Origin of the sequence: Streptomyces sp. MspMP-M5 (assembly GCF_000373585.1) — a bacterium.
Taxonomy (GTDB): Bacteria; Actinomycetota; Actinomycetes; order Streptomycetales; family Streptomycetaceae; genus Streptomyces.
On record NZ_KB891855.1, the window covers coordinates 86,667 to 102,688 of the forward strand.

A 16,022-nucleotide genomic window follows, 5' to 3' on the forward strand; every position below is an offset into this window, starting at 1 on the left:
GGCGGCTCAGCCCTGGCGGGCGGCCCTGCGGCGGGCGGCCGCGAACAGCACCCCGGCGCCCAGCGCGAGCACCGCGGCGCCCCCGACGGCCAGCGGGACGGTCGAGCCGTCGCCGCCGGTCTCGGCCAGGTGCTTCCCGCCGACCGGCACCGACGCGCCGTCCGGGTGCGCGCCGCCGGCGGCGCCCATGGCGTGGCCGTGGTGGCCCATGTCCATCGAGGACCGGCCGGCGCCGGCCGCGATCTGACGGTCGGTCGGCGCGGCCGCCGTCGGCGCGGACGCTGCCGCGGCCCCGCGGCCGGCCTTGCCGAAGACCACGTCGGAGCAGGTGTAGAAGGCTTCCGGGCTGTCCGAGCGCTGCCAGATGCTGTAGATCAGGTGGCGGCCGGACCGGGCGGGCACCGTGCCGTCGAAGACGTAACTGCCGTTGGTCAGCGCCGGATCGGTGACCTTCGCGAACGGCCGGGCCTCCAGGTCGGACCACTTCAGCGGCTTCGCCGGGTCGTAGCCGTCCTTGGTGAGGTACAGCTCGAAGGTGCCCTTGTGCGGGGCGGTCGCCTTGTAGTGGAAGGTGTGCCGGCCGGCCTTCATCGGGGTGGACGGCCAGTCGGCGCGCGCCAGGTCGAGCCCCTTGTACTCGTCGTTGCCGGCGCTGCACAGCTTGCCGTCGGGGATCCGCTCCTTCGACCTGCCGCCGGCGTTGCCGTCCCGGACCGCGTTCCAGTCGTAGAGCGCCTGGGCGCCGCCGGCCTGCACGGCGGCCTTGCACGCGGCGGAGGTGGGGTGTTCGGGGCCCTCCGCGTAGCAGGCCGCGACCCGGCTGACCGGGTCCGACATCGACCCGTGCGCGGCGGCCGGGGTCGCGGTGAGCGCAGTGAGCGCCAGCGGGCCGAGGCCGAGCAGCGCGAACACGGTGGCCTTGCGTCCAGCGGTCATCGTGGGGGTCTCCTTCGTCGGAGGGGTGGGGGTGTGGGGGTGGGCGCGCGGCGCACCGAGGGGCGGGAGGTGCGCCGCGCGCGTCCGGGGCGGAAGGCGGGGTGGGGGGTCGGACCCGTGCCGATGACCGGTGCCGCCCCCGGAGAACGGCACCGGCGGGCCCGCGAACCCGCCTTGCGGAGCCGACGCTAGCCGCCCTGAACAGTGGAATTGAGCCCCGGCGGCCGATCCGGCGGATCCTTATGGTCCCGTTAAGGAGCGCCTAAGCGGGGCCACAGGAAAGGGGTGTTCGAGGGCCGGGGAGGGCGGTCGGGTGCACCGGCCGGTGTCGGGGAGCGGCGCCGACGGGACGTCGGACTCACTCCTCCAGGTCCTCGGCGAACGTGGCGAACGCCGGCGCCGCCGGGGCGTCGGGGTCGGCGTCCAGCGGGAGTTCGGCCCAGATGAACTTGCCGTGCGGGGTGTAGCGGGCGCCCCACCGCCGGGCGTACCCGGCGATCAGGAAGAGCCCCCGGCCGCCCTCGTCGGTCGCCCGGGCGTGCCGCAGATGCGGTGCGGTGCTGCTGCCGTCGGAGACCTCGCAGATCAGCGACTCCGCCCGGATCATCCGCAGCCCGATCGGCCCCGAGGCGTGCCGGATGGCGTTGGTGACCAGCTCGCTGACGATCAGTTCGGTGGAGAACTCCAGCCCCGGCAGCCCCCATTGGGCGAGCTGGCCGAGGGCGGCCCGGCGGGCCTCGCCGACCGCCGACGGATCCGCCGGGATGTCCCAGGTCGCCAACTGCTCCTGCGGCAGGGCCCGGGTACGGGCCAGCAGCAGCGCCACGTCGTCCATCGGGCGGGGCCCGGGCAGGGTGCTGACGACCCGCTCGCACAGCTCCTCCAGCGGGGCCTGCGGATCGGCCAGCGCGGTCCGCAGCCGGTTGATCCCGCCGTCCGGGTCGAGGGCCTTCCCCAGCAGCAGCCCGTTGGTGTAGAGCGCCAGCAAGCTGCCCTCGGGCAGCGGAAGTTCGACGGACTCGAAGGGCATCCCGCCCAGGCCCAGCGGTGGCCCGGTCGGCAGCTCCACCATCTGGCAGCCGCCCGCCGGGCCGACCAGCAGCGGCGCGGGGTGCCCGGCCCGGGCCAGCGTGCAGCGGCAGGCCACCGGGTCGTAGACCGCGTACAGGCAGGTCGCCCCCACCACCCCGTCGTCGCCGGGCGCGTCGTGCGCGACCCGGTTGACCATGTCGTCCAGGTGGGCCAGCAACTCCTCCGGGGACAGGTCCAGATCGGCCAGTGCCTGGACCGCGGCGCGCAGCCGGCCCATCGTGGCCGCGGCGTGCACCCCGTGCCCGACCACGTCGCCGACCACCAGCGCCACCCGCGCCCCGGACAGCGGGATCACATCGAACCAGTCGCCGCCCACCCCGGACCGCGAGTCGGCCGGCAGATAGCGGTACGCCGCCTCCACCGCGCTCTGCTCGGGCAACTCGCGCGGCAGCAGGCTACGCTGCAGGGTGAGCGCCGCGGCGTGCTCCCGGGTGTACCGGCGGGCGTTGTCGACGGAGATCGCCGCGCGGGTGACGAACTCCTCGGCCAGGGCCAGGTCGTCGGGCTGGAACGGGCCGGTGGGGCGCCAGCGGGCGAACGCCGCCGCGCCGAGGAAGCTGCCCCGGGCCCGCAGCGGCACCACCATCAGCGAGTGGCAGCCGAACGCCCGCAGCCGCCCGGTCCGCACCGGGTCGTCGGCCGCCCAGTCGTCCCGCTCCAGGTCCAGGTCCAGGTCCGGGATCAGCACCGACTCGCCCTCGGTCAGGCTCAGCACCACCGGCGCCGACGGCGGGTAGGCGGTGCGCTCCCCGATCTCGACCACCGCCTCGGGGCAGCCCTCGCGCACCGACCGCTGCCCGGCCCGGCGCATGGTGAACAGGTCGGCGGTCTCGACCGGTCCGGACGCGGGCTCCGCACCGGTGAACATCGCGTCGAGCAGATCGACGGTGACGAAGTCGGCGAGATCCGGAACGGCCACGTCCGCCAACTCCTGCGCCGTCTGCCAGACGTCCAGGGAACCGCCGATCCGCTCCCCGGCGCGGTTGAGCAGCGCCATCCGCTGCCGGGCGCGGTAGCTCTCGGTGACGTCGACGACCATGTAGCAGATGCCGAGCACCTGGCCGTCCTCGTCCTGCAACCGGAAGAAGGACGTCGAGTAGGCGTGCTCGTGCTGCGGATCGGACTCCGGGCGGCCGAGGTACTCGTAACCGAGGGAGGGCACGCCGGTCCGCAGCACCCGCCCCATCTCGGCCTCCAGGGAGTCCACCGCCAGGCCCGGCAGCACCTCGCCCAGCCGCTTCCCCACCCGCGCGGCGCGGGAGGTGCCGCCCATCCGCTCCAGGGTGTCGTTCAGCCACACGTACCGCAGCTCGCGGTCGAGCATCGCCACCCCGATCGGCGACATCCCGAGGATGCCGTTCAGCAGCGACCGGCCCGCCCCCGCCCAGGGCGTACGGGCCGTCTCGGCGGCCAACACCAGGCGCGCGGACGGCTCCCGGCCGGCCAGCACCGGCAGCACCCGCACCTCCAGGTCGAGCCGTCGGCCGGCGCCGTCGCGCACCGCGGCCAGCCCGCTCCAGCCGCCCTCCGCCGCGAGCCGCTCCCGCCAGACCCCCTCACCGACCGCGGTCCGGGCGTCCGCCGCCGCGAACAGCTCCGCCAGCGGGCGGCCGGCGGCGCCGGACACCCGAGGGCCGAGCAGCCGCTCGGCGCCGGCCGTCCAGCCCCGTACCACTCCCGTCCGATCGGCCAGCACCACGGCGGTCCGGGTGAGGTCGAGGGCCCCGTCTCCGGGGCCGCCGCTGCTCGGGGAGGCACTCATACACGACCGTTCCAATGCCGGCTCCGGCCCCGCGACGGCCCCTGCCGCCGGTCGCCGCCGCGCACCACCAGCCCCTCCAACGGTACTCCCGGAACCTCCCGGGGCGCTTGCCCGCGGGCCCCGCCGCCGGGCCGTCCGCGCAGCTCACCGGCGGTTGTCAGTGCCGCCTGGCACCCTGACGACATGAGCCTCGAAGCATCCTCCGCACCGCCGGCCGGACCCCTGCCCGACGCGACCGCTGCCTACTGGCAGGCCGCCGCCGCGACCTACGACGACGAGCCCGACCACGGCCTGCGCGACCCGTCCGTCCGCGCCGCCTGGGCCGGCCGGCTGCGGGCCTGGCTGCCGCCCGCCCCCTCCGCCGTCCTCGACCTCGGCTGCGGCACCGGCAGCCTGGCCCTGCTCGCCGCCGAAGCGGGCCACCGGGTCACCGGCGTCGACCGCTCACCGGCCATGCTGGCCCACGCCCGGCGGAAGCTCGCCGGCCGGGCCGCCACGCTCGCCGTCGGCGACGCCGCCCAACCGCCCGTGGGGGAGCGGCGGTTCGACGCCGTCCTGGTGCGCCATCTGCTGTGGGCGCTGCCCGACCCGGCCGCCGCCCTGCGCCGCTGGGCGGCCCTGCTCGTCCCCGGCGGCCGGCTGGTGCTGGTGGAGGGCCGCTGGGGCGAGTCCGCCCAGATGGGCCTGACCGCCGCCGAACTCACCGCACTGACCGCCCCGTTGGCGACCGGCACGGAGCTGATACCCCTCTCCGACGACCCGGCACTATGGGGCCGCGAGGTGCACGACGAACGCTATGCGCTGCTCGTCCACGTGGCGCCCGCCGCCGAGCAGGCGGAGGGCCGCGCCCGTCCCGGGGCGGGCGCGGGCTGAGGGGGAGGGGCACGAGCGGCCGCTCGTTGCCCTCCTGGCTCATTCCGGACGGTGGCCCGCATGTATAGGTGGCCGCTGCAACTATCCGGGCGTACGGTGATCGCGCAGGCCGCCGCCGCGAAGGCGGGCGGCTCGCCGTACCCGAAGGAGGAGCCGCAGGCATGTGCGGAATCACCGGATGGATCTCCTACGACCACGACCTCACCACCCAGCGCCCCGTCCTCGACGCGATGACCGCGACGATGACCTGCCGCGGCCCGGACGCCGGCGGCAGCTGGCTCGCCCCGCACGCCGCGTTCGGCCACCGCCGGCTCGCCGTCATCGACATCGACGGCGGCAAGCAGCCGATGAGCGTCGAGCAGGACGGCCGCACCCTGGTCGTCACGACCTACAGCGGCGAGGTCTACAACTACCGCGAACTCCGCGCCGAACTGGAGAAGCTGGGCCACACCTTCCGGACCAGCAGCGACACCGAGGTCGTGCTGCACGCCTACCTCCAGTGGGGCGAGGCGTTCGCCGAGCGCCTCAACGGCATGTACGCCTTCGCGCTCTGGGACCCGCGCACCGAGCAACTCCTGCTGGTCCGCGACCGGATGGGCATCAAGCCGCTCTTCTACCACCCGACCCGCGACGGCGTCCTGTTCGGCTCCGAGCCCAAGGCGGTGCACGCCCACCCGGAGGTCCGCCCCGCCGTCGACGCCGAGGGCCTGGCCGAGCTGATCACCTTCACCAAGACGCCCGGCCACGGCGTCTACAAGGGCCTGCACGAGGTCCGTCCCGGCCACGTCGTCCGGGTCGACCGCAACGGCGTCCACGTCAGCCGCTACTGGGCGCTTGAGGCCCGGGAGCACACCGACGACCTCGACACCACCGTCGCCCGCATCCGCGAACTGCTCGACGACATCGTCGCCCGCCAGCTGATCGCCGACGTCCCGCTGTGCACCCTGCTCTCCGGCGGCCTGGACTCCTCGGCCATCACCGCGCTCTCCGCCAAGGCACTGGCGGCCCAGGGCAGCGGCCCGGTCCGCTCGTTCGCCGTCGACTTCACCGGCTACACCGAGAACTTCACCCCCGACGACCTGCGCGGCACGCCCGACGGCCCGTACGCGCACGCGCTGGCCGAGCACGTCGGTTCCGACCACCACGACATCGTGCTGGACACCGCGGCCCTGATGGACCCGGCCCACCGTGCCGCGGTGCTCGCCGCCCGCGACCTGCCCAACGGCTTCGGCGACGGCGACACCTCGCTCTACCTGCTGTTCAAGGCGGTCCGCGAGCAGTCCACGGTCGCCCTCTCCGGCGAGTCCGCGGACGAGGTCTTCGGCGGCTACCGCTGGTTCCACGACCCGGAGACGGTGCACGCCGACACCTTCCCCTGGATCGCCGCGGGTGTCTCCGGCCGGTTCGCCGGCGGCGACGCGGTCCGTGAGGCGCTGCTCGACCGCGCCCTGCTCAAGCGGATCGACCTGCCCGGCTACGAGCACCGCCGCTACCGCGAGGCGCTCGCCGAAGTCCCCTACCTGGACGGCGACACCGGCCATCAGCGCCGGATGCGCGAGGTCAGCTATCTGCACCTGACCCGCTTCGTGCAGGTCCTGCTGGACCGCAAGGACCGCGCCAGCATGGCCGTCGGTCTGGAGGTCCGGGTCCCGTTCTGCGACCACCGTCTGGTCGACTACGTCTTCAACACCCCCTGGGCGATGAAGACGTTCGACGGCCGGGAGAAGTCCCTGCTGCGCGCCGCCGCCCGCGACGTGCTGCCCGACCTGGTCGCCGACCGCGTCAAGAGCCCCTATCCCAGCACCCAGGACCCCGGCTACGGCGAGGCGCTCCGCGGCGAGCTGCGGGAGCTGGCCGCCGACCGCGACGCCCCCGTCCGCCCGCTGGTGGACTCCGGGGCGCTCGCCGAGGCCATCGCCCCCGGCGCCGACCACGACATCCGCCCCGGCGCCGAACTCGTCCTGGGCATGGATGCCTGGCTGCGCACCACCGGCACCATCCTGGAGCTGTAGGGCTTCCCGCCCGGCCCCCGGGCACGGTGGCCGCTCCTGGCGCACAATGGATGCGACAAAACCGCGCACCCGCGCCACCACCAGCACCAGGAGCGCCACCGTGTCCCCGCAGACGCTGACGATCACCATCGACCCGGCGGCGGCCGAGGCCCCGTTCGAGCAGGTCCGCACCCAGATCGCCGACCAGGCCCGGACCGGCACCCTGCCGGTCGGCCACAAGCTCCCCACCGTCCGCGGCCTCGCCGAGGAGCTGGGCCTGGCCGCCAACACCGTCGCCAAGGCGTACCGCGCCCTGGAGACCGACGGGGTGATCGAGACCCGCGGCCGCAACGGCAGCTTCGTCGCCGCGGCCGGCGACGCCGCCCAGAAGGAGGCCGCCGCGGCCGCCGCGGCCTACGCCCACCGCGCCCGGCGCCTCGGCCTGGACCGCGCCGCCGCGCTCGCCGCCGTCACCGACGCCCTGCGCGCCACGTACGACGACGGCACCTGAGGGACCGNCCCCGACCAGCGGCCGGGCCCCCGACCGGGCGGCCCGGCCCCGCCCCCGCCCCCGCCCCAGCCCCGGAGGAGCCCATGCCCAGCCGGCACGCCCTCGTGCGACGCCCCGGCCCCCGACTGGCCGACGGCCTGGTCACCCATATCGAGCGGCGGCCGGTGGACGCCGCACGGGCCCTGCGCCAGTGGGAGGCGTACGTCCAGGCGCTGCGCGACCACGGCTGGCGGACCACCGAGGTCGCGCCCGCCGACGACTGCCCCGACGCGGTCTTCGTCGAGGACACCATGGTCGTCTTCCGCAACGTCGCGCTACTCGCCCGTTCCGGCGCCGACGCCCGCCGCCCCGAGCTGCCGGCCGCCCGCGAGGCCGCCGAGGCGCTCGGCTGCTCCCTGAACGCGGTGCGCGCCCCGGGCACCCTCGACGGCGGCGACGTCCTCAAGGTCGGGGACACCGTCTACGTGGGCCGCGGCTGCCGCACCAACCTCGAAGGGGTCCGGCAACTGCGCGCCGCCTTCGAGCCGTTGGGCGCCACGGTGATCGCCGTGCCGGTCAGCCGGGTGCTGCACCTCAAGTCGGCGGTCACCGCTCTCCCCGACGGCACCGTCGTCGGCTACCCGCCGCTGGTCGAGGACCCGTCGGTCTTCCCGCACTTCCGGCCTGTCCTGGAGGAGTCCGGGGCGCATGTCGTCCTGCTGGGCGGCGACGCGCTGCTGATGGCCGCCTCCGCGCCCCGGACCGCCCAGCTGTTCACCCGCCTCGGCTACCGCCCGGTGCCCGTCGACATCAGCGAGTTCGAGAAGCGGGAGGGCTGTGTCACCTGCTTGTCGGTGCGCCTGCGCGAACTGCGGGAATAGGCCCACGGGGCACGGAAAGTGACGGTACGTCATACAGCGGACCCGGGCGCCGGCACGCCCCGACGACGGCCGCCGGCGCGTCGCGGTCGTCCATGGCCGGCCGGAGCGGCACGGACTCCTCGGCGCGGGCGGGCGGTCGCCCGCGGGCGGTACGCGCGCCGGAACGCGCCCTGTGCGCGCCCGCCGGGCCGGTCCTAGGGTGGTCCGCCGTGCGACGTCGAGGTGGGGAACGTCAGGGGCGGCCGGACGGCGGACGGCTGCGGGGGCGCCGGGGGACGGCCTTCGGGGTGGCGGTCGTGGTCGGGGTGGCGGCGCTGGCGCTGCTGCTGGTGATGTGCGGTGCGGGCGGCGGGCACCGGACCTCTGCCCGGGCGGGCCCGGCGGCGGGCGGCCGCTCCCGCACGACGCCGTTCCGGAGTCCTGCCGCCCTGCAGTCCCGTGCCCCTGCCGTCCTGGATTCCTGCCGTCCTGCTGTCCTGACGTCCCGTTACGGCAAGGCGCCCACAGACGGCGCAATGGCCCGGTGCCGCGAGGGCCGTCCGGAGACTGACAGGACGCCGAACTGTCGGGACGCCGGCCCGAGGTGCCCGGTGGAAGGAGCCGATCCGTGGAGCCGCCGAGCGGAGCCGCCCTGACGGTGGTGATGGTCTGCCTGACCGTCGTGACCGGTGTGCTCGACGCCGCCAGCTTCCTGACCCTCGGCCATGTCTTCACCGCGAACCAGACCGGCAACCTGCTCTTCCTCGGCTTCGGCCTTGCGGTACAGGGCGGGCTGCCGGTGGCCGCGCCGGTGGTCTCGCTCGGCGCGTTCCTGGCCGGGGCGGTGGCCGGGGCCCGGCTGGAGTCCACGCTGGCCGACCGCCGGCGCCCGTGGTTCCCGGTGGCCCTGCTGGCCGAGGCGGCGCTGCTGGCCGGCGCGGCGGTGGCCGGCTGGGAGGCGGCGCCGGCCCGCGAAGTCGCCGCGCCGCAGCGCTACGTGGTGATCGCGCTGATGGCGGTCGCGATGGGGGTGCGCAATGTCACCGCGATGCGGGCGGCCGTCCCGGATCTCCCCACGACGGTGGCGACCCGTGCGATGACGGCCCTGGTGAGCGGTTCCGTGCTGGGCGGCGACCGGCGGCTGGGCTACGGCACCGGCGCACTGCCCCGCCGGCTCGGCTCGGTCGGCGGGATGCTCGCGGGCGGCCTGCTGGGCGCGTGGCTGATCGGCCTGGGCACCCGCACACCGCTGGTCCTGCTGCTGGCAGCGGTGACCGTGGCGGCCACCGCCTTCCTCGTGCCGGGTCTGGATGAGTGAGTCCGACGGGCGGAGCGCCGGCGGCTGACCGACCGGCCGCCGGCGCCCCGCACCTGCCGAGCCCTCGTGGGCCCGCCGCCGGGTGGTCCGGCGGGAGCGTTCGCTACGGGACGAGCTTCAGCAGCTTGTTGGGCGAGCCGCTGCCGGGGTTGGTCACGACCCCCGAGGTGGCGCCGTTCACCAGGGCCGTGGCGACCTGGGCCGGGGTGGCGGTCGGGTGCCCGGCGAGGTAGACCGCGGCGGCGCCCGCGACGTGCGGGGTGGCCATCGAGGTCCCGGAGATGGTGTTGGTGGCGGTGTCGCTGGTGTTCCAGGCGCTGGTGATGCTGCTGCCGGGCGCGAAGAGGTCCACCCGGGAGCCGTAGTTGGAGTACGAGGCGCGCGCGTCGGCCGAGGTCGTCGCGCCGACGGTGAGCGCCTCGGGGACCCGCGCGGGGGAGTAGTTCTGCGCGTTGTCCCCCGAGTTGCCGGCCGCGACGGCGTAGGTCACGCCGCTCTTGATGGAGTTGCGCACGGCGGCGTCCAGGGCCGCGTCCGGGCCGCCGCCCAGCGACACATTGGCCGCCGACGGGCCCTTGTGGTTCTTGGTGACCCAGTCGATGCCCGCGACCACCTGGGCCGTGGTGCCGGAGCCGGAGTCGTCGAGCACCCGCACGGCGACGATCTTCGCCTTCTTGGCGACGCCGAACGTCGTACCGGCGATGTTGGCCGCGACGTGGGTGCCGTGGCCGTTGCCGTCCTGGGCGACGTTGTCGTTGTCGACCGCGTCGTAGCCGTTCGCCGCCCGGCCGCCGAACTCCTTGTGGGAGATCCGCACTCCGGTGTCGATGACGTACACCGTGGCGCCGGAGCCGGCGGTGGCGGGGTAGGAGTACTTCTTGTCCAGCGGCAGCTTCGCCTGGTCGATCCGGTCCAGGCCCCAGGACGGCGGGTTGGTCTGGGTGTCCAGGGCGTGCACGGTGCGGTCCTGGTAGACGTGGTCGACGGCGGGGTCGGCCGCCAGCTGTCTCGCCTGGGCCGCGGACAGGGTGGCGGCATAGCCGTTGAGCGCGGCCGTGTAGGTGCGTTTGACGGTGCCTCCGTGGGCGGATATCACGCCGCGGCCGTCCGCCGACGCGGCCTTGAGGCCGGCGCCCGGCTTGAGCGTGACGAGGTAGCTGCCGGGCACCGCGTCCGCCGCGCCGGCGCCGATCACGGTGCCCCGGGCGGGTGCCGCCTGGGCCGGGAGGGCCAGGACGCCGAGGGTGGCGGCGGCCGCGGCCGCGGTGACCGCCGTGGCGATCCGCAGGGTGGTGGCACGCCGTTGGGCGGCCCGGGAGTTGGTGGAACGCATCACTGCCATCGCGAGGGGTCCTCCTCATCGGTGGCGCGCCGTGGTGCGCGCGCAAGGTGGGCGTACGGGGGCCGTACGCAATCGGCCGATCAGGAAACGTCCTTGACCGGTCGTCAAAAGGTTCGATGAGCCGCGGACAGGTATCAAGAGTCCCAACGCAATGTCATATGCGCGTCATGAACGGGCAATGACGATGCAGTGAGGAATCTGGCATGTCGGCAGATTTGCCATGAACTCTGTACCACTTTTGGCATGGACACTATCAACGACGCGGGTCTCCTGGTACGACGGATCGCGCAGCGATCCTGCTAAGGGAGGTTCCATGAGAGTGTCCCGTTATGCGGCATTGACATCCGCCTTCTTCGTCGCCTCGTCGCTCGCGCTCACCGGCGCCGGCACCGCGACGGCATCCCAACTCCCCGCCAACGGGGGCTATGTGGCCCTCGGCGACTCCTACTCCGCCGGCGTCGGCGCCGGCAGCTACGACAGCGGCAGCGGCTCCTGCAAGCGCAGCACCAAGGCGTATCCGGCCCTCTGGGCGGCCGCGCACCGCCCGTCGTCGTTCTCCTTCACCGCCTGCTCGGGGGCCCGAACGGGTGATGTCGTCAGCGGTCAGCTAGGCCCGCTGAACTCCGCCACGAGCCTGGTCAGCATCACCATCGGCGGCAACGACGCCGGATTCGCCGACACCATGACCACCTGCGCCCTCCAGGGCGAGAGCGCCTGCCTCGCCCGCATCGCCGAGGCCCGCACCTACATCGACAACACCCTCCCGGCCAAGCTCGACACCGTGTACAAGGCCATCGCCGACAAGGCACCCTCCGCACACGTCGTCGCCCTGGGATACCCCCGCTTCTACAAGCTCGACGGCGACTGTGACGCCGGCCTCACCGAGAAGTCCCGGGCCGCCGTCAACGCCGCCGCCGACGCCATCGACGGCGTCATCGCCAAGCGCGCCGCCGACCACGGCTTCGCCTTCGCCGATGTCAACCCCGCCTTCGCCGGCCACGAGCTGTGCTCCGGCAGTCCGTGGTTGCACAGCGTGACCTATCCCGTCGACGAGTCCTACCACCCCACCTCCGCCGGCCAAGCCGACGGCTATCTCCCGGTGTTCGGCTCCGCTGCGTGATCTTCCGTGCACAGGGCGCGGGGGTGGGTGCCTCCCCCTCCGCGCCCGGCCCTCGCCGGAACCCTCCCGCGACCGCTCAACTCGCCCTGGCGCACGCGCAGTACGTGACATTCCGTATGGTGTTCGTCAACGTCAAGGCAAGGCAGGTGAATCCGTTGACCGGTCTGCACGCGTGTCCTCCAAGAGAGATAGGGTTACCCTGCCCGTTGGCCGGGTGCCCTCGTACGGGTGGGGAGAGTCATGGAACAGATAACAGTGCGCAGCAGGGCGCGGGTCCCTGCCATCACATGCGGGAGCAGCGCGTCCAGCGCGCGGCTGGACCGTCATCTCGCGGTGCTCGGCGGTCCCGCCATCCCGCAGCGCGAGGCCGCGGGGGCCACCTCGCTGATGCAGGAGATCACCGCGCGTGACCACACGCGCATGAGGAAGAGCCGCGGCCACCGCGTGTCGCTGTTCGCCCCGCTGCGCAGGCTCCGCCGCTCGCTCTTCGGCGGCCACGGCTGAGCCACCTCTGAAGCGGCACCATCGGCTCAGGCGACCCACCGCCCCGGCTCGGCGCAGCGCCAGGTGCCGCCTTCTCACCACCCGTCACCTCGTGGCGGGTGGTTCCTTGTGTGCCCGGACACCTGCCGCGCGGCGCACGCCGGCGGCATGGGGACGGAGCCCCGACGGCGGGTTCACAAGAGCGCGAACTGGCCGTCCGGGCCCTCCTCCCGGTGGTCCAGTACGGACGCCGGACGGGCCGCCGCGGCCGGCACCGGCAGCACCCCCGCGGCCCGCAGCTCCGCCGCCCCGATCAGCGGCCCGTCCGCCACCGCCCGCGCCAACTGCGCCAGCTCCGGCTCCAGTTCGGCCCGCAGCGCCAGCACGGTCACCAGCTCCAGCAGTTCCGAGGTCCACTCCTGCGGCCAGGCCGCGGGCCGCAGCGCCGCCAGCGAACCGGGCTCGGCGGGCTCATGGCCGGCCGCCCCCGCGCCCGCGCGCTGCGCGAACCACTCCGCGAGCACCCGTACGCCCCCGGCGTGGAACTCCCAGGCACCCGACGGCACCGGTGCGATCCGGCCGTCGCCGAGCGACAGCGTCTCGTCGTCGGGGTCGTAGGCGAGGGTGTCGGGCAGTCCGCGGACGGGCAGCGCGGCCCGGACGTAGGGCCGCCGGCCGCCGGGCAGCCGCGGCCGCCCGCCGGACCCCTCCGGCCCGTCCACCTGGTACGCGCCCCAGGTGGACAGCCACAGCAGACGGGCGCCCAGTGCCACCCCGCGGTCCCACAGGGCCGCATCGGCGGTGAGCGGTACCGCGGTGCCGTCGGGCGAGTGCACGGCGGTGGCGGCGATCCAGGCGAGCAGGCCGTCCGGCGGGACCGTACGGTCCAAGTGGCGGGCGAGGAGCGCGGTGAGGCCCGGCGCGAGGTTGGGTTCGGTGCCGCCGGGCCGGCGGTAGAGCGGACGGATCCGGCCGGGGCGCCCGGCGGGCGAGCGACCGTCCGGAAGTAGCGCGGAGCAGACCACCGCGGGGCCGGAGGTCCCCGGCTCCTGCCCCAACTCCACCAGGAACAGCTGGTGTTCGTCGGCCACCCGCCACAGCTCCGGGCGGGCCGCGTCGATCAGCCGGTGGTCGGGCAGCAGCCATTGCCGGTCGAACGGGCCGTGCAGCACCCGCACCGGCTCCGGGCACGGGCCGACCGCCCGGGCCAGCCGTGCGGTCGGGGTGTCCTGCCCGGGGAGCTGGCCGACCGCGGAGTGCAGGGTGCGGGCCCGGGACGGGCCGAACAGCCGCTCTCGGTCGGCCGGGTCCGCGGTGTCCGCGAGCATCTTCCACCGGGCGCGCAGGGTGGCCGGATCCGGGCCCCGCACCCAGGAGCGGCCGAGCCGCAGCGGCGCCGCGGACCACGGCATCAGATCGGACAGCCGTGGCGCGTCCAGCCCTGGCGCGCCCTGCTTCGCCGTCAACGGGGCATCCTCCGCAGGAGATCCCGCCGTTCAGGCTGTGGCGGGGATGCCTCCCGCATGCGGGAGACAACTCCGGCTCGTGCGAAGCGTGGCAGGGATACCCAGTCCACTGTCGGAGCGATTCGACCTTCCCCTGTCTCGAAGGTGGAGCAGGCCACAGCGGGATGGAGGAGCAACTGTCATACCTCCCAGGTAGGTTGTTGAGCATGACGGGGACACTGAAGGCGACTGAGTATGCCGGTTGTGCCCGGTACACATATCGGCTTCGTGTGTCCGCCGGCGCGAACACGGCGCTGGCTGCGGAGTGGGACCGTTGCCGCTGGACCTGGAACGAATGCGTTGCCAAGTCCAAGAAGGTGTACCTGTACAACGCGGCACATCCTGACGATCGGCAGACCTGCGGCCCAGCCCAGCTCGACAGAATGCTAACCAAGGCCCGACGTATAACCTCCTGGCTGCGTGAGGGTGCGTCCGTGCCGCAGCAGCAGGTCGTACGGGACTTCGCCGCGTCGCGTGCCAAGGCGCTGAAGGACATCAAGGCAAGGCTTCCGATGCGGCAGCGGGCCGGGATGCCCAAGTACAAGAAGAAGGACAAGGCTGATCCGAGCCTGAATTACACCCGGCGTGGTTTCCGGCTCAAGGACGGGCGCCTGTATCTGGCATGCGGCATCGTGGTGACGGTGGTGTGGTCACGGAAGCTGCCCGCAGAGCCGTCGTCGGTGCGCGTGCACCGGGATAGCCTCGGGCACTGGTACTGCTCGTTTGTCGTTCCCGTCACTGCCGAGCCCTTGCCGAGCACGGGAGCAGTGATCGGGATTGACTGGGGCGTGCGTGAGACGGCTACCACCACGAGCGACGCCCACGATCTTCCCCACGTCGAGCACGGTCGCAAAGCGGCTTCGCGACTGGCCCGGTACCAGCGCATGATGTCCCGCCGTGGGCGTCCGAAAGGCAAGCCGCAGTCCCGCGGATACCGAAAAGCGCAGCGACAGGTCGCCAAGCTGCACAAGAAGATCGCCCGTCAGCGGCAGGACACCGGGCGCAAGTGGGCCAAGGGCGTCGTGCGTGACCACGACGTGATAGCGGTGGAAGACTTCCGACCGAAGTTCCTTGCCAAGACCACGATGGCCCGCAAGGCATCTGATGCCGCCGTCGGCGCCACCAAGGCGGCGCTGATCGAGATGGGCCGCAAACACGGGCGCGACGTGCGCCTGGTACATCCCGCGCATACCACCATGGATTGCGCATCGTGCGGAGCGAGAACCAAGCACGCACTGCCTCTTTCGGAACGCACATACACCTGCACTCGGTGCGGAGCCATATCCCCCAGGGATAAGAACTCCGCCCGCGTGATGCTGGCCCGGGCAGGTCTGAACCCGGCTGGTGCTGATCGCGTAAGACTCGTTCGTCAGCTTGACGACCAAGCAGCGTGAGCCAGGGATCCGCCCGTCCGCGGGTGGAGCAGTCAAGCGGAGCCCCTCCCGGAGCACGCACGGCGTCCTGCTGGATCTCCGGTTCAGTGTGCGTCCAGCGTCACCGTGAACGAGAAGCGGTCGCCCCGGTAGTGGATCAGGGCGACGTCCAGCACCCGGCCGGACTCGTCGTAGGTGACGCCGGTGTAGTGCAGGATCGGGCTGAGCAGCGGCACCCGCAGCAGCCGGGCGGTCTCCGGATCGGCCAGCCGCGCCTCGACGGTGTCGGTGATCCGGCCGATCCGCAGGCCGAGCGCGTCCCGCAGCACCTTCGTCATCGGCCAGCGCTCCAGGTCCGCGAGGTCGATCCGGGCGGCGACGTCGGGGCGGACGTAGTTGCGCGCGTGGTTGGTCGGCTCCGCCGTCTCCTCGTCGCTGCGCAGCCGCCGGAAACCGGTCACCTCCGCCATGTCCGGGAAATGCTCGGACAGTTCGGCCGGAACCGGTACCGGTCCGTGCTCCAGCAGGACGGTGCGCATCCCGGACTGCTGGGCCACGATGGCGTCCACGGAACCGAGCAGCCGCACCGGCGCACCGCGCCGCGCATGCGGCTCGATGAAGGTGCCGCGGCGCCGGTGCCGGCTGATCAGCCCCTCCTCCTCCAGCTCCTTGAGTGCCTGACGCATCGTCAGCATGCTGACGCCGTAGTGCGCCGCGAGCGCGTCCTCGGTCGGCAGCCGCAGCGGCGCCTCCGGGGAGCGGCCGAGTATGGACGCGCGCAGGGACTGCGAGACCTGGTACCACAGCGGCAACTTGCGGTTCAGGGCGAGCGAGTCGGGAGCGAAGGTGGTCAAGGGCGTTCCCCGGTCTGCAGAAC

Annotated in this window: 13 protein-coding genes; 8 read left to right on the forward strand and 5 right to left on the reverse strand. The window is 73.7% G+C overall.

Going from position 1 to position 16,022, the window contains the following annotated elements; all coding sequences use genetic code 11:
• Positions 1-6: 6 nt before the first annotated feature.
• Complete coding sequence (locus tag B073_RS0105595) at positions 7-936, reverse strand: lytic polysaccharide monooxygenase (protein WP_018537109.1); 930 nt, start codon at positions 934-936, stop codon at positions 7-9.
• A 358-nt stretch (positions 937-1,294) separates the two neighbouring features.
• Complete coding sequence (locus tag B073_RS0105600; protein ID WP_018537110.1) at positions 1,295-3,790, reverse strand: SpoIIE family protein phosphatase; 2,496 nt, start codon at positions 3,788-3,790, stop codon at positions 1,295-1,297.
• 183 nt (positions 3,791-3,973) lie between these two features.
• Here B073_RS0105600 and B073_RS0105605 point away from each other — a divergent pair, with 183 nt between their 5' ends.
• From B073_RS0105605 to B073_RS0105625, 5 genes are all read left to right on the forward strand, one after another.
• Positions 3,974-4,663: a class I SAM-dependent methyltransferase gene (locus B073_RS0105605; protein WP_018537111.1), complete on the forward strand. Its 690-nt coding sequence runs from the start codon at positions 3,974-3,976 to the stop codon at positions 4,661-4,663.
• A gap of 161 nt (positions 4,664-4,824) precedes the next feature.
• Positions 4,825-6,675: an asparagine synthase (glutamine-hydrolyzing) gene (gene asnB / locus B073_RS0105610; RefSeq protein WP_018537112.1), complete on the forward strand. Its 1,851-nt coding sequence runs from the start codon at positions 4,825-4,827 to the stop codon at positions 6,673-6,675.
• Positions 6,676-6,775: 100 nt separating this feature from the next.
• On the forward strand, positions 6,776-7,165 hold the full coding sequence (locus tag B073_RS0105615; protein ID WP_018537113.1) for a GntR family transcriptional regulator: 390 nt from the start codon (positions 6,776-6,778) through the stop codon (positions 7,163-7,165).
• An 83-nt stretch (positions 7,166-7,248) separates the two neighbouring features.
• Positions 7,249-8,025: a dimethylargininase gene (ddaH, locus tag B073_RS0105620; RefSeq protein WP_018537114.1), complete on the forward strand. Its 777-nt coding sequence runs from the start codon at positions 7,249-7,251 to the stop codon at positions 8,023-8,025.
• Between the two features lie 607 nt (positions 8,026-8,632).
• Entirely contained in the window at positions 8,633-9,322 is a 690-nt protein-coding gene (locus B073_RS0105625; RefSeq protein ID WP_018537115.1) for a YoaK family protein, read from the forward strand.
• A gap of 103 nt (positions 9,323-9,425) precedes the next feature.
• On the opposite strand, the gene B073_RS0105630 is transcribed toward B073_RS0105625, so the two are convergent.
• A complete protein-coding gene (locus tag B073_RS0105630; RefSeq protein WP_018537116.1) occupies positions 9,426-10,664 on the reverse strand; it encodes a S8 family peptidase in 1,239 nt (412 codons plus the stop codon).
• A gap of 313 nt (positions 10,665-10,977) precedes the next feature.
• Between B073_RS0105630 and B073_RS0105635 the strand changes: the two genes are divergently transcribed.
• Both B073_RS0105635 and B073_RS0105640 read left to right on the forward strand, forming a co-directional pair.
• On the forward strand, positions 10,978-11,784 hold the full coding sequence (locus B073_RS0105635; protein WP_026247095.1) for an SGNH/GDSL hydrolase family protein: 807 nt from the start codon (positions 10,978-10,980) through the stop codon (positions 11,782-11,784).
• 240 nt (positions 11,785-12,024) lie between these two features.
• On the forward strand, positions 12,025-12,288 hold the full coding sequence (locus B073_RS0105640; RefSeq protein ID WP_018537118.1) for a hypothetical protein: 264 nt from the start codon (positions 12,025-12,027) through the stop codon (positions 12,286-12,288).
• A 173-nt stretch (positions 12,289-12,461) separates the two neighbouring features.
• Here B073_RS0105640 and B073_RS0105645 read toward each other — a convergent pair whose 3' ends face one another.
• Complete coding sequence (locus B073_RS0105645; RefSeq protein ID WP_018537119.1) at positions 12,462-13,733, reverse strand: type ISP restriction/modification enzyme; 1,272 nt, start codon at positions 13,731-13,733, stop codon at positions 12,462-12,464.
• A gap of 206 nt (positions 13,734-13,939) precedes the next feature.
• Between B073_RS0105645 and B073_RS0105650 the strand changes: the two genes are divergently transcribed.
• Positions 13,940-15,166: an RNA-guided endonuclease InsQ/TnpB family protein gene (locus B073_RS0105650; RefSeq protein ID WP_026247096.1), complete on the forward strand. Its 1,227-nt coding sequence runs from the start codon at positions 13,940-13,942 to the stop codon at positions 15,164-15,166.
• 83 nt (positions 15,167-15,249) lie between these two features.
• Here the strand turns inward: B073_RS0105650 and B073_RS0105655 are convergent, their stop codons facing one another.
• Positions 15,250-15,999, reverse strand: coding sequence for a GntR family transcriptional regulator (locus B073_RS0105655; RefSeq protein ID WP_018537121.1), 750 nt, complete (start codon positions 15,997-15,999; stop codon positions 15,250-15,252).
• Positions 16,000-16,022 lie beyond the last annotated feature (23 nt).

Coding starts and splice junctions, on each gene's coding strand:
- B073_RS0105595 (WP_018537109.1), bottom strand. CDS start 936: ATGACCGCTGGACGCAAGGCCACCGTGTTCGCGCTGCTCGGCCTCGGC.
- B073_RS0105605 (WP_018537111.1), top strand. CDS start 3,974: ATGAGCCTCGAAGCATCCTCCGCACCGCCGGCCGGACCCCTGCCCGAC.
- ddaH (WP_018537114.1), top strand. CDS start 7,249: ATGCCCAGCCGGCACGCCCTCGTGCGACGCCCCGGCCCCCGACTGGCC.
- asnB (WP_018537112.1), top strand. CDS start 4,825: ATGTGCGGAATCACCGGATGGATCTCCTACGACCACGACCTCACCACC.
- B073_RS0105600 (WP_018537110.1), bottom strand. CDS start 3,790: ATGAGTGCCTCCCCGAGCAGCGGCGGCCCCGGAGACGGGGCCCTCGAC.
- B073_RS0105635 (WP_026247095.1), top strand. CDS start 10,978: ATGAGAGTGTCCCGTTATGCGGCATTGACATCCGCCTTCTTCGTCGCC.
- B073_RS0105630 (WP_018537116.1), bottom strand. CDS start 10,664: ATGGCAGTGATGCGTTCCACCAACTCCCGGGCCGCCCAACGGCGTGCC.
- B073_RS0105650 (WP_026247096.1), top strand. CDS start 13,940: ATGACGGGGACACTGAAGGCGACTGAGTATGCCGGTTGTGCCCGGTAC.
- B073_RS0105640 (WP_018537118.1), top strand. CDS start 12,025: ATGGAACAGATAACAGTGCGCAGCAGGGCGCGGGTCCCTGCCATCACA.